At 59.2% G+C, this 13,638-nt stretch carries 11 protein-coding genes and 2 pseudogenes; 5 read left to right on the top strand and 8 right to left on the bottom strand.

Features of this window, described 5'->3' with window-relative positions:
• Positions 1-387: 387 nt before the first annotated feature.
• From E2L06_RS16565 to E2L06_RS16540, 6 genes and pseudogenes are all read right to left on the bottom strand, one after another.
• On the bottom strand, positions 388-1,467 hold the full coding sequence (locus tag E2L06_RS16565; RefSeq protein ID WP_138782763.1) for a 2,3-butanediol dehydrogenase: 1,080 nt from the start codon (positions 1,465-1,467) through the stop codon (positions 388-390).
• A 631-nt stretch (positions 1,468-2,098) separates the two neighbouring features.
• A complete protein-coding gene (locus E2L06_RS16560) occupies positions 2,099-3,565 on the bottom strand; it encodes a flippase (RefSeq protein WP_138782762.1) in 1,467 nt (488 codons plus the stop codon).
• Between the two features lie 294 nt (positions 3,566-3,859).
• Positions 3,860-5,020 (bottom strand): glycosyltransferase family 4 protein, encoded by a 1,161-nt coding sequence (locus tag E2L06_RS16555; protein ID WP_249361480.1) that lies wholly within the window; start codon positions 5,018-5,020, stop codon positions 3,860-3,862.
• Between the two features lie 459 nt (positions 5,021-5,479).
• Entirely contained in the window at positions 5,480-5,833 is a 354-nt protein-coding gene (locus tag E2L06_RS16550) for a DsrE family protein (RefSeq protein ID WP_138782761.1), read from the bottom strand.
• A gap of 138 nt (positions 5,834-5,971) precedes the next feature.
• Positions 5,972-6,184 (bottom strand): annotated as a pseudogene (locus tag E2L06_RS16545) (dihydrolipoamide dehydrogenase); the annotation flags it as partial.
• A gap of 527 nt (positions 6,185-6,711) precedes the next feature.
• Positions 6,712-6,889, bottom strand: a pseudogene (locus tag E2L06_RS16540) (transposase); the annotation flags it as partial.
• 116 nt (positions 6,890-7,005) lie between these two features.
• Here E2L06_RS16540 and E2L06_RS16535 point away from each other — a divergent pair.
• The 4 genes from E2L06_RS16535 to E2L06_RS16520 all read left to right on the top strand — a co-directional run bounded on the left by E2L06_RS16535 (position 7,006) and on the right by E2L06_RS16520 (position 10,754).
• On the top strand, positions 7,006-7,869 hold the full coding sequence (locus E2L06_RS16535) for an SDR family oxidoreductase (RefSeq protein ID WP_138782759.1): 864 nt from the start codon (positions 7,006-7,008) through the stop codon (positions 7,867-7,869).
• Positions 7,862-8,836, top strand: a complete 975-nt coding sequence (locus E2L06_RS16530) for a patatin-like phospholipase family protein (protein ID WP_138782758.1) — start codon at positions 7,862-7,864, stop codon at positions 8,834-8,836. The genes E2L06_RS16535 and E2L06_RS16530 overlap by 8 nt, the downstream gene beginning before the upstream one ends.
• A gap of 221 nt (positions 8,837-9,057) precedes the next feature.
• Positions 9,058-10,155: a DUF3179 domain-containing protein gene (locus E2L06_RS16525; protein ID WP_138782757.1), complete on the top strand. Its 1,098-nt coding sequence runs from the start codon at positions 9,058-9,060 to the stop codon at positions 10,153-10,155.
• Positions 10,152-10,754 (top strand): hypothetical protein, encoded by a 603-nt coding sequence (locus E2L06_RS16520; RefSeq protein WP_138782756.1) that lies wholly within the window; start codon positions 10,152-10,154, stop codon positions 10,752-10,754. Before E2L06_RS16525 ends, E2L06_RS16520 begins: the two co-directional genes overlap by 4 nt.
• 138 nt (positions 10,755-10,892) lie before the next feature.
• Here E2L06_RS16520 and E2L06_RS16515 read toward each other — a convergent pair whose 3' ends face one another.
• Positions 10,893-11,918, bottom strand: coding sequence for an NAD(P)/FAD-dependent oxidoreductase (locus tag E2L06_RS16515; protein ID WP_138782755.1), 1,026 nt, complete (start codon positions 11,916-11,918; stop codon positions 10,893-10,895).
• On the bottom strand, positions 11,915-12,082 hold the full coding sequence (locus tag E2L06_RS22050) for a hypothetical protein (protein WP_171052401.1): 168 nt from the start codon (positions 12,080-12,082) through the stop codon (positions 11,915-11,917). Before E2L06_RS22050 ends, E2L06_RS16515 begins: the two co-directional genes overlap by 4 nt.
• A gap of 136 nt (positions 12,083-12,218) precedes the next feature.
• Here E2L06_RS22050 and E2L06_RS16510 point away from each other — a divergent pair, with 136 nt between their 5' ends.
• Positions 12,219-13,625 (top strand): FAD-dependent oxidoreductase, encoded by a 1,407-nt coding sequence (locus E2L06_RS16510; RefSeq protein WP_283241364.1) that lies wholly within the window; start codon positions 12,219-12,221, stop codon positions 13,623-13,625.
• Positions 13,626-13,638: the final 13 nt, after the last annotated feature.

Below are 13,638 nucleotides of genomic sequence, written 5' to 3'. Positions count from 1 at the left end.
ACGATACGGGAGGTGGTAAGTTAATCCCTTTGACGGGCTTCTCCCTCGGGGTCAAGCCCCGAGGCACTCGCCCTACTCAGCCTGTAGAGTACAGTACGCGAAAGCCGCTTCGCGTGGGATCGCTTTGAACGGCCCTGCGTAACGACCAAGACAGTCCCGATATGCTCACTATTGTGTGATCGACAGCGTACCGTGTAATTGACACGCTAGAAGACGGAGACATCCAATAGTAGCCACTGGCAGTCACTGCACACCCGATCGCACGACGGGAGCGCGGGCCGGAGCGACGACGTGACCGAGAACCGCGGCCCCTGCGATCGGTGTGGGAATTGTTTCAATCGTTACCATAGACGATTCTTGAGCGGGTACCCCAACCGTACCGAGTCTTCAGGTCATATCGGGTTTGACGAGGATTTTGACGTGGTTGCTCTCAGGGTCGATGAGTCGATCGAATCCATTGGCGACGATCTCATCGAGACCGATTCGGTCGGTGATGAACGGGTCCGGGTCGAGACGGCCGTCAGCGAGCATCTCGATTACCATTCCGTACTCTTCATCAGACCGCGGGCCGCCGAGATAGGCGAGTGTTCCGGTTACGGTCCGTTCACCGAGGACGAGGGTATTCGGATGCGTGCTCACTTCTTCCTCCCAGATGCTCACGATGGTCGTATGACCGCCCGGCGCCGTGCTTTCGACGGCCGCATTGAACGAGGGTTCGACGCCCGCAACCTCGAACGTGATGTCGGCGCCACCATCCGTGTGCGACTGGATGTATTCGACGGGGTCGGTCGTCGACGGGTCGATGAGTTCCGTTGCGCCGCAGTCGGCTGCGCGTTCGCGCCTGGCATCGCGCGGTTCGGAGACGAAAACCGTTCCCGCACCGGCCACGCGAGCACACTGGATTACCGCCAAGCCGATGGGTCCACTCCCGAAGACTGCAACGGCGTCTCCGGCCTGGAGTCCGGAGCGGCGTACCGCGTGCAGTCCGACACTCAGCGGTTCGACCAGCGCGCCGTATTCCACTGGGACATCGTCCCCAAGCGGGACGGCGTGCTCTGCGTCTACGACTGCGCTCTCGGCGAATCCACCGCTCCCACCGGAGAGCCCGATGAACCCGATCGAATCACAGATATGGTAGTTCCCCTCCCTGCACTGTCGACACTCCCCGCAGTAGAGGATGGGGTTGACTGCGACGGCGTCACCGACAGCCAGGTCCGTCACGGACTCGCCGACCTCCGCGATGGTGCCACTGTACTCGTGCCCCATCCGAATCGGTGCTGCTTCCCCAGATACGGGGTGGGGGTCGTCTTCCGGGACGAAAATCGGACCGGCGGTGTATTCGTGGAGATCCGACCCACAGATGCCGCAGGAATCGATGTCGATTCGGACCTCGTCCGCTCCGACTCCACCTTCCTCTACCTCCTCGACACGGATGTCCTTCTGGCCATGGTATGTTGCTGCCTGCATAGCACTCTATACTCGTCTTCAATTATATTCAAAGCCTACTCTCCCCAATTGATAGTTCGTCTTTCCAAACGGTCTAGCGTCGACAAGCTCCGTTCCACAAGTCCGCGAAACTGTATCGTACAACAACGCGACGAGAGATTCCTCTAGACACGGTGGAGTCCCTCCACAACTCGCAGACGTGTTGGTGCTGCAGTGAACGTGGGTTTCGGTAGAGTCGTAGTTTCATACGGACTCCTGTCAGTCAATGCCGGCGCACCCGCAGGCCGGGTCGCGGGTGCGCCGGTAAGCAGTTACCGAATTACCGGACTCACAAAACTCAACCACTGGTTCGGTTGGTGCGCCTGGCCGGGTCGAAGCGCGTACCCCGCTCTCCCCCTTTCCCGGTCGCTTGCCGGCCAGGAAACGCTACAGGTGGCCGAGAGGACCAACAAAAGCCTCGAGCCATCGCACCCGAGGTCGGTTACAGAGTGATTTATACTACTGGACAGCAGTCACGACGAAGCCGATCGCCTGCGTGCGGCCGTCACCTGTGGGGACGGCCGCGATGTCGCGACCCGCTGCACGTCGTTCTGTCCGGCAGTATTACGGAAAATTCGAGGCAAAAGCCTCGCACTTCAGCGCGGGGAGGATGTCAAGTAAGCTGTGCAATGGTCTCTCGAGGATCGATCACCCCCGTTAGGATCACTAACGCGCCCCAGACCAGCACGCCGACCGTAATTACCCCGAGCAGCGCTGGAATGTTCGAGGCGTACCGAACGAGGATCACTACTGCGCCACCCATCGCAGCGGAGATCGCGGTTGCAAACCCGAATGCACGGCCAAGCCTTCGGAAATTGAGTGAGAGTTCACGGTGCATGACGTGCACGTTCACAAGCGTGTACGCTCCAAAGGTCACGACAGTCGCAAGGGCTGCGCCAGTAGCGCCATACAGTGGAATGAGGACGATATTGAGGAGGACGTTTCCGACCGAAGTCACGCCCTTCGCGACTGCACGTGCGTTTGCTCGGCCTAAGTAATCGAGTCCGTTGGTCGTTACATCGGTGATCGACTGGAAAATAACGTAAATACCAAGCACCTGTAATACTGGCGCTGCACCCGCGTAGCCCTCGCCGAACGTGAGCGTTATGGCGGGTCCTGCGACGAGTATTATCCCAACCGCGGCCGGAATATAGATCAGGAACACGTACTGGAGAGACGTCTCGTAAATACGGGCTGCCTGCTCGAGTGAGTCGTTCGCCTTTTGTTCGCCGAACGTCGGAGAGACAGAGAAGCCAAGCGCACCCGAAAACACGGTCACGAATTCAGAGATCTGTTTTGCAAGGACGTAGTAACCAACCGCGACAGGGTTGATGAAGTACCCAACCAAAACAGTGTCAACGCGCCGATCGAGAATATTTGCGCTGTGGGACGCTGTCAAGGGGACACTATATCTGAGTATCTTGGTCCGTAACGAGCGGTCCCCACCCCTGTCGTCGTACGCAGTGTAGAAACGGCGGTAAAGAATGATAGTCCCAATGATCGTTGCAAAGACGAAGCCGAGTACGTACCCCAAGAGCGCGCCGACGACACCGAACCCGAGTAGTGATAATAGAACGACAAACAAAACACGTGTGAGGTTGTTTACGACTTCGACAATAGCGCTCAGATCGACCTTATTGAATCCTTGAAAGATGGTCTGGTAGTACGAATACATGGAGAGAAAGACGAGATAGATCGCTCCGAGAAGCAGTAGCGTCGATAGCTCTGGCGTATCGAGCACACGTGCAAGGAGATTTCTCGTTAGGACGAGCAACCCAACGACGATCCCGATCAGGATCAGCCGATACCGCAGCGAAACCCGGATAATAAACGGGATTGACGATGGATCCGTTTCCTTCCGGTCCGAGATATACCGTGCAGCGGATCGGGCAAGCCCGAGATCTGACCCAAGCTGTGTCACAGAGACGATCGCGATTACGAGAAACAGCAACCCATACTCATCGGGCGTCAACAGAACTCGCGCCAATAACAGCATCAGTAGCGCGTTAGAGATGTTGTTGATAAGCCGTGCGCCGAGTGTCGCTTTGAACCCCTTGACGATTTTATTTGTAACAGACATGGTGATTACGAGAGACGGTTCTGGAGTCTGATCGCAGCGCGCGACCGACAATTTTCGGCTATCGGTCCACCAGGACTCACCGGAATGGGTCTGCGACTCGGGCGGCCCCTCAATATGAGCCACTGAATCCAGCGTGAGTTATTTGAGACCACTGGACTGTTGCTGATGGTGAAGAACTATTGTAATTCTCCGGATATACGCTCTTCCACGGTGCATAGTGTCTCACGCAGTGCGTTTCAGTCAGCTGTATCCGTCGGATATCACGTCAATCGGTTCCTGATTGGCTGTGGTGAGTTACGACGGTACCGCTGTCTGCTTTTCGACGTGGTCCCGTTCGACTTCTTTTTCTGGTAACACATCGGTACAGAATGCCTCCAACCTCTTTGCCTGTTGACGCCACTGGAAATCATATGCCCGCTCCCGTGCTCGTAATGCCAGTGATTCTCGGTAAGTTGGATCGCGTATAAGCTCGCGAATCGTTTCGGCGAGTTCATCCTGGTCACCCGGCGTGACAACTACCCCGTTTTCGCCAGCTGACAGATAGGTTTCAATTCCGTCGAGATCGGTGGTTACCACTGCGGTGCCACAGGCCATCGCCTCGAGGTTGACTGTGGCAAAGCTATCAACGTGAGTTGGGAGACAAAAGATGTCTGCAGCAGTGTAATAGCTAGGCAAGTCAGTGTGAGCGACCTCTCCGTCAAGCATCACCTGATCAGCGATGTTGAGTTTTCGAGCGTGGTGACGAACGCTTTCCTCGTTCCCTGCCCCGACGATACGCAGGTGAACCTCTTCGTCGAGGCAGGCGACCGCTTTGAGGAGGTCAAAAATGCCTTTCGACTCGACAACACGACCGACAAAGAGGATGGTGATCTCGTCACGATCAAACGCCGGTTCGACTTTCGGATCGAATAGTTCGGTGTCCACACCCGTAGGAATCACTGCATCGACTTCGTAGCCGAACTTCGAAGCAACTTGATCGGCGAGGTACGGCGTGTTAGCGAAATGAAGGTCGGTTTGGGTGTATCGTTCGCGGATCGCCGATCCGATCCCAGCACTTCGATCACTAAGAAAGCCACGGACCGTTGGGATGTCAACGAGATTCGATAGCAGGAGGTCGTCAAGCGTCTGGAACGTAAGAAGAACGTCTACATGCTCTTCCATATGGTCGATAACGCCGTTGTAAGACGACCAGATCGTCATCGCTAGTTTGGAGAGTTCTTGACGGCCCACTGGAAATGGATTTCCAACGAGGGATGTAAGTCGACTATCGAGTGTCGAGCTATCGAATGTCGGTGTCTCGATAATGTGTGCCTCGGATTCTACCAGTGGTGGGACGATGTCGTCCCCCTGTGTGTAGACGTATACTTCGTTTGATCTTGCGAGTTCGATGGCCATCTGCCGGGCGTAGATGGCGATTCCACCGGCATGTTTTGTTCCGACACTATCGTGGTACATCCCGATTTTCATGCTAAACACGGGGTTAGAAAGCCATATTGTTATATATAATCTTCCAACATAAAATATAACGAACAGCTATAGTATCTTTCTCGTGAATGATTCTTCCGTCCCATACAGTGGGCTTTCGTTGATCATACTTGCTCGATTGAGACCGACCACTGTCAGTCAGTGCCGGCTCACCTGCGACCCGCCCTGCAGGTGTCGGGAACTCGGTACAGCAGACCGTATGATACTGCCGGACAGAACGACGTGACCATCGGTCGCTCTGCTGCGGCCGTCACCGATGGAGACGGCCGCGAATCCGCGATCGACTTCGTATTGATTTATACCCGACAGTATGACCTCAAGGCGGTTCACCGCTGTTGAGACACGAAAAACTGTGTCGACGCTATTGAAATGCTCCGTGGGCAGGTAATGCTCTCCGCAGTAAGGGCAAAAGCGATTTTCGACTGGTTATTAGAACGTGAGAACTTCGTACCCGTCGTCGACGAGCGATCGAATACTGGGATGGCCATCGTGATCGTCCAGACGGACCACACCGGCGTCGTTCACTGCATCGTCGACGCCGAACGCTCCAGAACAGAAATCACAGACTGCTACATCGTCCCGAACGGCCCGGTAGAGGTCGTAATAATCACTCTCTTCGGCTTCGAGTTCGGGAATCCACTGGGTCCCGGCGCCGTCGAAGATGAGTTCGACTTCGTCGTCGTTCTCGGCGAACTCTTTGGCCGTTTCGAGTCCGTTTACGAGACGACCGAGGTTGGCGTGCCCGTCAGTACCCGCGAGGATGATGACTGCTGCTTTCGACATTACAGTTTCTGATAGCAGCCGGCCGCATATAGCCCATCTGCGGGTGTGTAGACTGCATGCGCGTTCGGTGAACAGTTATCCGTCTCGAGGGTCGTCTCGCCATCGAACCGCATGCAGGTAACCAGCGACGTGTCGCACTCAGTGGGAATGGTTTCCGTCACCGCCACGAGAGAACTGTCCGGCGAACGCCCGTTGGACGACTTCGGAAAGGGCGGGATGGATGTGAACCGATTCGCGGATGTCCTGTACCGTCCCCGACCCCGCTTTCATCGTGACGACGACCTCTTGAACGAGATCGGAGGCCGCTGGCCCGATGATGTGGCAGCCGAGGATCGTGCCATCCAGATCGATAGTGAACTACCCTACTCTACCCTACCCTAGAGGGTGTCATAGAACGATTCGCATAGCATTCATTCCGCTCTATTTTGACTGGACTATCCGTTCACTACAGGTGCTTACTGACCGGTGAGCGATGAATTACAGTGCTTACATTGATCCTGATCTAGTTTGTTCGGTGCACCACATTGCGAACAATTAATCCGAGCCGGTGGTTCATCGGTGTCGTCCCACGATAGAATCATCATAATGAGGAGAACGAGGTATACGAACAAAAACAGCCCTAATGGGCCGAATGGGAAGAGAACGAAGAAAACAGGGAAACCAACGAACGCGTATATCAGGAGGGTTGAGAGGCGATCCATGGATTCCATTTTATAATATAGGAACAAAAATATTAGCACTCTGAATGAAGAAACAGTACTACCAACTACTGCTAACATAGTAATCGCTACGCCATACTGATCGCTAACTCTTCGTGCTGTACTTATCGAATTGGGTTGCCTACATAGTAGGTATGAGAACTGTTCTATGACACCCTATGTGTTAATGAACTTCGCGAGGTCTGTGGTTGGTTTCTCGGAACAGGATGTGTACGTGGTCGTCTTCGCTGTCGAGGTTCGTCAGTTCGACACCGTAGTTGTCCGTGAACCCGCTGATGACCTCGTGAATGAATTGGGTTCGCTCTTCGGTTAGCACTCCGCGCCGAGACTTCGTGGTTGGGAGCGAGGAACTCGTCTGAGTCGTGTCCGCTCGAGCACGTTGCCGACCCTCGCCGTGTATCTGTGGGACACAGCCGTTATAACACTATATGTGCTGCCCGCATAGCCCCGCGTATGTCTCCCGATGAGGTCGATCTCACCGAACCGACGCTTACGACCGACGACCTGCTCGTTCTCGAGGATCCACACTTCAGCCCCGAAACCACGGCCGTCGTGACGGGGGCCGCATCGGGCATCGGACAGGCGACTGCGGTCGCCCTCGCAGCGAACGGCCTCTCGGTCGTCGGTGCCGATATCGACGAAGAGGGACTCCAGGAGACGAGCGAGATCGCCGAGAGTCTCGACGTGCCGGGCAAGATTCACTCGGTTCCGACCGATCTCACCGACGATGCCGACGTCAAGGCGATGATCGACGCCGCGGCCGAAGAGGGTGAGCTTCGATACGTCGCGAACATCGCGGGGATGCAACACATCGCGTCGATCTCGGGGTTTCCGATGGAGAAGTACGACCTGCTGCTGGACGTCATGCTGCGGGCGCCGTTCCTCACAGCGAAACACGCAATGGCTCACGTTCGTGCCACCGACGATGGTGTCGGCGCCATCGGCAACATGTCCTCGGTCCACGGGCACTATGCGACCCAAGACAAGCCCGCCTACATCACTGCGAAGCACGGTCTTCGAGGATTGACTCGAGCCATCGCCGCCGAAGGCGAGGGGACGCTTCGGGGGTTCTCGGTCAGCGTTGGATACGTCCTCACGCCGCTCATGGTAAATCAGATCGAGGACACGGCTGCGGAACGCGGCATCTCCGAGCAGGAAGTCGTCGAAGACGTGATGCTCGGGCAGGCCCGGACGAAAGAGATGATGACGCCGGCCGAGGTGGCGAACCTCTTCGTGTTCGGGTTTTCCCGGCACGGCAAACACCTCAATGGCGGCGACCTGCTCTGGGACGGTGGCTACACGACGACGTATGAGTGAGGGCGACCCGACGCGTGTCGCCATCGCCTGCCAGGGCGGTGGCAGCCATACAGCGTTCACCGCGGGTGTCCTTCGGACGCTGCTCGAGGAGTGGGACGACGAGTACGAACTAGTCGGCATCAGCGGCACGTCCGGTGGCGCGTTCAACGCCCTCGGGACGTGGTACGGGCTCGTCACTGGCGATACTCAGCGGGCACGTACGATCCTCGACGGGCTGTGGACGGATCTGGCGGCCGACGGGGGACAGGACCGCTGGACGAATTCCCTGGTGACCGCGCTTTCGCGCATGGAGAGTGCCGGTTTTCCCCTTCCCTCGATCAGTCCGTACCAGGTGCTTGGGCCGGAGGTCGGGAAACAGCGTATCAGAGAGGTTCTCGAAAGACACATCGACTTCGACGCGATCCCGGACCTCTGTCAGAAGCACGTACCAGAGCTCGTAATTGGGACGGTCGACATCAATGCCGGTGTCTTCGAGACGTTCGTCAACGAGGACGTCACCGTCGACGCCGTGCTCGCCTCGGCAGCGGTTCCGAACCTGTTCGAGGCCGTCGAAATCCACGGGCACCTCCACTGGGACGGGCTGTTCTCGCAGAACCCACCAGTTAATGACTTGATGCGGCTTCCACCGGCACGTAAACCAGAGGAGTTGTGGATCGTACAGATCAACTCCCAAGAGTTCGAGGGCGAGCCCGACACGCTGGACGTCATCGCCGACCGGCGCAACGAACTGTCGGGAAACATCTCCCTCAACCAGGAGCTCGGATTCATCGAGCGCGTCAACGAGTGGGTTGCAGACGGGAAACTCCCCGCCGACGAGTTTCAGCAGACGGACATCCACCGCATTCAGATGGGCAAGCGGTTTCCCTGCGCGACGAAGGTCGACCGCGACCCCGCGTTCCTCAACGAACTCCGGTCCCTAGGCACCCAGCGAGCCCGCAAGTTTCTCGACTCGCGATCGGGCTTGTGACGAGGCTGGTCTCGATTACTCCACCTCGAGCGTTCCGAACGTGACGCCGGTGTGCGGTTCGCAGTCGTGGTGGCGCGGTCCCGGCTCGTCGGTGGCCACTCGAAATCGTCCCTCGCGGCCGAGACGGTCGCCCGGAACGTCCCGTTCGGCGAGAACGCTGCTGTGTGTCCGTCACACACGACTGACGCTCGGTTATGAGTGCTGCGCTCCAACCGACGGATATGCCAGATAGACACGAGAGTGTGGGCGTCTCCCGGCGATGTTTCTTCGGTGCGGTCGGCGGCGTTGGCCTCGCTGCGCTCGCTGGCTGTCTGGACGGTTCCTTCGCGCCCATCTCGGGCGACGACGGGAGAGCGATCACCAGCGCTCCGCCCACGGTTGACCGGTCGCTCCCCGAGGAGTACGCGACCGGCGAACTCGACGAGGCGAGTCTCTCCGGCGGCCCGGGCAAGGACGGCATCCCCTCGATCGACGAGCCCGAGTTCGCCGCAGCCGACGATCCGCCCGCGGGGCTGTCGGCCGGCGATCCCGTCTTCGGCGTCGAACTGAACGGCGACGCGAAGGCGTACCCCCAGTACGTCCTCGTATGGCACGAGATCGTCAACGACGTCGTGGGTGACGAAGCTGTCGCAGTGACGTACTGTCCGCTGACCGGGACGACACAGGGGTTCTACCGTGGAGCGAGCGAGTTCGGCGTTTCCGGTCGCCTCGTCAACAGCAATCTCATCATGTACGACCGCGGGAGCGATACATGGTGGTCGCAGGTGCTCGCGCGGGGGATCCGCGGCCCACACGAAGGGGCGTACCTGTCGGAGTTTCAGGTGACGTGGACGACGTGGGGACAGTGGCGCGAGCGACATCCGGAGACGGCCGTGTTAACTGAGAATACCGGCCACGTCCGGGATTACGGCGGCGATCCCTACGGGCAGTACAACCCCCGGACCGGCTACTACGACGACGAGAGCTTGCTGTTCGACCCGCTGGCGAGCGATGACCGGTTCCCCCCGAAGAAAATCGTCGTCGGGGCCCGGAGTGCCGACGGGGCGCTGGCCGTTCCCAAGTCGACGCTCCGGAAGCGCGGTGTCGTCGTCGGCTCAGTGGGTGACGTTCCCTACGCGACCGCTTACGACGAGGAACTCGATACGGGCTACGTCTACCGCAACCCCGACGACCGGTCGGTCGCGTTCGACGGCAGTGCACTCACCGTTGACAGCGACGAGTACGAACCGGACGGGCTCCCGCTCGAACGCATGATCGGAGTTGACGCGATGTGGTTCGCCTGGTACGGCTTCTACCCCTCGACGGAGGTCCACGGATGAGCACCTGGACCAAGTTCGACCCGGCGCCGAGGCGGCGGATCGACGAGACGATCGCCGCGACGACGCTCGTCGTCAGACGACGCGATTCGCTGGCGGTCGCCATCTTCGTCGGGATCGGCTACCTCGCGGCCTTCCTCTGGGCCATCGGCGACCTCGCGATGCGACCCAGCGCGGCCCCGAGCCTGATCGTCGTCGACGATCCACTAGTTCGGATGTTTCAACGGACCGGCCCCGCGTCGTTCGAGGCCGTCGCACTGCTCGATACTGGCGTCGTCCGACTTCTGGTGTCGCCGATCGATGTCACGATCGGGCTCGCGATAGCCGGCCTCGTCGGCCTCAACCTCGGACTGACCTACCTCGCAGTCGTCCAACCGGCGGCCTGCGGGATCGGAGCTGGCTCGGGGCTGCTCGCGTCGATGCCGGCCCTGCTGTCCGGGACAGTCTGCTGTGGGCCCGTCGCCCTGATCGTACTCGGGATACAGGCGAGCGGCCTCCTGTTGACACTGTTCGCCTGGCTGTTGCCGCTCGGAATGGTGCTGCTGCTTGCCAGTCTGGTGTACGTCGCCGGGAGGGTTGACATCGCGAACGCATCGACCTGAGAGCGACGGCGGATTACAGCGACGCTCGAGCCCATGAATCCGACTCGTACCCGCCTCATACGGACTCCTGTCAGTCAGTCCCAGCGGGCTCGCGACCTGCCATGTGAGTGTGCCGGAAACCAGTGACAGGGAACCGGCTCAGTCGTAGGTGTGGAAGTCGACCGCCTGCTCGAGCAGCTCGTCCGGTATCCCCGGGACTTCCTCCGAGCGAACCGGCCCCTGTTCGTCGAGGATGTCGGGGTCCCGCGGGAAATCGCGCAGCCGAAAGTGCACGTCGATTCCTGCTTTCGCGCCTTGTCCTATCCCGACCGGAAGCTGGTTGTGGCCCGGCGTACAGTCGCCGACGGCGTAAACACCCTCGACAGAGGTCTGCCCGTGATCACCGACTTCGATGGTCCCGTCGTTGTTGATCTCACAGCCGAGTTCGCGGGCCAGTCCGTTGTTGTACTCGGCACCGTACATGGCGAACCCGCCCTTGTACTCCCGGACAGTTCCGTCCTCGAATTCGAGCTCTTTCAACCAGCCATCGTCGCCGTTCTGCACGCCTGTGACATCTTCGTGGACGACATCGATGGGGTGGCGCTCGAGCATAGCTGCCGTCTCGTCGCTCCACTCGGGATCGTCGCCGCGGGTGAGCAGGTCGACCTCGTCGGTGAAGTTCAGCATGATCCCCGCGACGTGGGCCGCACTCTCCGAGTGGCCCATCACGTAGACCGATTTGTCGACGAACATGTGTGCGTCACAGTGCAGACAGTAGTGGAGCCCGCGACCGGTCCGCGGCAGTGGCGGTTCCGGGCGGACGTCGTTGAACCCCGTCGCGAGGATCACGATCTCTGCGTCGTAGTCGTCATTGCTGCCCGATAGTCGGATCAGTCCCCCTTCTCCCTCTTCGCGGGAGCACGAGGAGACCATGTCCTGGTAGAAATCACAGCCGTACTCCTCGAGTTGCTCCTTCCCGATACCGAGGAATTCGGCGCCGCTGGTTTCCTCGCGAATGCCCAGCAGGTTATGGACTTCCTGCATCATCGCCGCCCGACCGCCGCCACGACTGACGACCGCCGTCCGATGCCCCAATCGCGTGCTGTACAGCGCTGCCGTCATGCCCGCAGGCCCACCCCCGACGACGATCACCTCGTACTCGGTGGCCGTCTGTGACTCGCTCATTGTCGTGTCACCTCTCGAAACGCGGCCTCGAGGATTTTGCTCAGCGTCGGATGTGAGTGGATCGTCCCAGCGATGTCGTCGATGGACAGTCCATGTCGCATCGCGAGGACTGCGTCGGTATTTCCGGTTCCTCTGCCGACGACAATGACGTCGAAATCAGCCATAGGTACAGTGCTGAACGATAGCTATGGTAAAGAATCCCGTGCGACGGTTCAGTTCGGTTGCACGGCCGTGAGGCGGGTTGGGAACCAAAGCGCACACTCGAGCCGCATTTATACGATTTCGCGCAAAGTTCGATCCGTGAGCACGTTCGTTGTCGTTGGCGGTGACGCCGCAGGGATGTCAGCAGCAAGCAAGGCAAAGCGCGACGATCCGGACCTCGACGTCGTCGTATTTGAGCGAGGGCAGTGGGTTTCGTATGGGGCGTGTGGCCTCCCGTACTACATCAAAGGCGAGATACAGTCGCTCGACGACCTCGTCTCGGTCACGCCCGAGCAGTTCCGCGAGCAGCGGGATATCGACCTCAGAACCGGCCACGATGTCATCGATATCGATCCGACGACTCGAACCGTGACGGCCCGCGCCGACGGCAACGAGATCGTCCAGGAGTACGACCACTTGCTCGTGGCGACCGGCGCGACTGCAGTCACGCCGCAGATCGATGGGATCGATCGTCCGGGCGTCTACACGCTTGGCTCGATGTCGGATGGAAAGGAACTCCGCGAGTACGTTAGCCGTGCTCGGAGCGACGGGGATCTCCAACAGCCCGACCGTGGCCCAGCGTGCCAGTTCCTCGAAACATGCAATGGTCCCGTCGGCATCGTCGGTGGTGGATACATCGGCGTCGAGATGGCCGAAGCGTTGGCTGCGAACGAGTTCGAGGTTCATCTCTTCCAGCGTGGCGATCGGGTTCTAAAACAGTTTAGCGAGGCCACGAGCGAGACCGTTCTCGCACATCTCGAGGAGCAAGACGTCGCAGTCTATCTCGACACGGAAGTCAAAGAACTTGCCGGCAACAAGGCGGTCGAGGCGGTCGTGACGACCGACGAGCGAGTCCCTGTCGAGATGGTGCTTGTCGGAACCGGTGTTCGTCCACGGACGACACTAGCCGAGGCTGCTGGAATCGAACTCGGCGAGACGGGCGCAATCGCGACCGACCAATATCGGGAGACGAACCTGCCGGACGTCTACGCAGCGGGCGACTGCGCAGAAGCTGAGCATGTTGTTACAGGTGAGCCGGTGTACACCCCTCTTGCGTTAACTGCCAACCGACACGGTCGAGCGATCGGCCAGACGATCACTGGCGACCCGACCGAAGGTGGTGGTATCGCGGGGACGGCTGCGGTCAAAGCGTTTCACGTCGAGGCGGCTCGAACCGGGCTCCTCGACTACGAGGCTCGTGAGGCTGGCTTCGACCCGATAACGGAGACGATCGACGCGAAATCGCGTGCTGGCTACTATCCCGAGGGTGGAACAGTACGCGTGACGCTCACTGCCGACCGTCCATCCGGACGCGTGTTGGGAGGCAGTCTCGTCTCCGAGTACGGCGAAGGTGCTGTCCACCGAAGCCACGCGCTCGTTGGGGCAGTTACCGAAAGAATCACCGTCGACGAACTCTCCGACTACGATCTCGCGTATGCGCCACCGTTCAACACGACCTGGGATCCCGTGTTGACCGCGGCGAAGGTACTCGAGGGAAAACGATAGTTTCTGGTTCGTC

The sequence above is a fragment of the Haloterrigena sp. H1 genome (assembly GCF_005938085.1).
Classification (GTDB): Archaea; Halobacteriota; Halobacteria; order Halobacteriales; family Natrialbaceae; genus Natrinema.
The sequence above is the reverse complement of the archived record's forward strand: the minus strand, read 5'-3'. Positions and strand labels throughout refer to the sequence as shown.

Excerpts from the sequence above, each read along its gene's own strand:
- E2L06_RS16565 (WP_138782763.1), bottom strand. The coding sequence starts at position 1,467 with ATGCAGGCAGCAACATACCATGGCCAGAAGGACATCCGTGTCGAGGAG.
- E2L06_RS16530 (WP_138782758.1), top strand. The coding sequence starts at position 7,862 with ATGAGTGAGGGCGACCCGACGCGTGTCGCCATCGCCTGCCAGGGCGGT.
- E2L06_RS16560 (WP_138782762.1), bottom strand. The coding sequence starts at position 3,565 with ATGTCTGTTACAAATAAAATCGTCAAGGGGTTCAAAGCGACACTCGGC.
- E2L06_RS16555 (WP_249361480.1), bottom strand. The coding sequence starts at position 5,020 with ATGTACCACGATAGTGTCGGAACAAAACATGCCGGTGGAATCGCCATC.
- E2L06_RS22050 (WP_171052401.1), bottom strand. The coding sequence starts at position 12,082 with ATGGCTGATTTCGACGTCATTGTCGTCGGCAGAGGAACCGGAAATACC.
- E2L06_RS16520 (WP_138782756.1), top strand. The coding sequence starts at position 10,152 with ATGAGCACCTGGACCAAGTTCGACCCGGCGCCGAGGCGGCGGATCGAC.
- E2L06_RS16525 (WP_138782757.1), top strand. The coding sequence starts at position 9,058 with ATGCCAGATAGACACGAGAGTGTGGGCGTCTCCCGGCGATGTTTCTTC.
- E2L06_RS16515 (WP_138782755.1), bottom strand. The coding sequence starts at position 11,918 with ATGAGCGAGTCACAGACGGCCACCGAGTACGAGGTGATCGTCGTCGGG.
- E2L06_RS16550 (WP_138782761.1), bottom strand. The coding sequence starts at position 5,833 with ATGTCGAAAGCAGCAGTCATCATCCTCGCGGGTACTGACGGGCACGCC.
- E2L06_RS16535 (WP_138782759.1), top strand. The coding sequence starts at position 7,006 with ATGTCTCCCGATGAGGTCGATCTCACCGAACCGACGCTTACGACCGAC.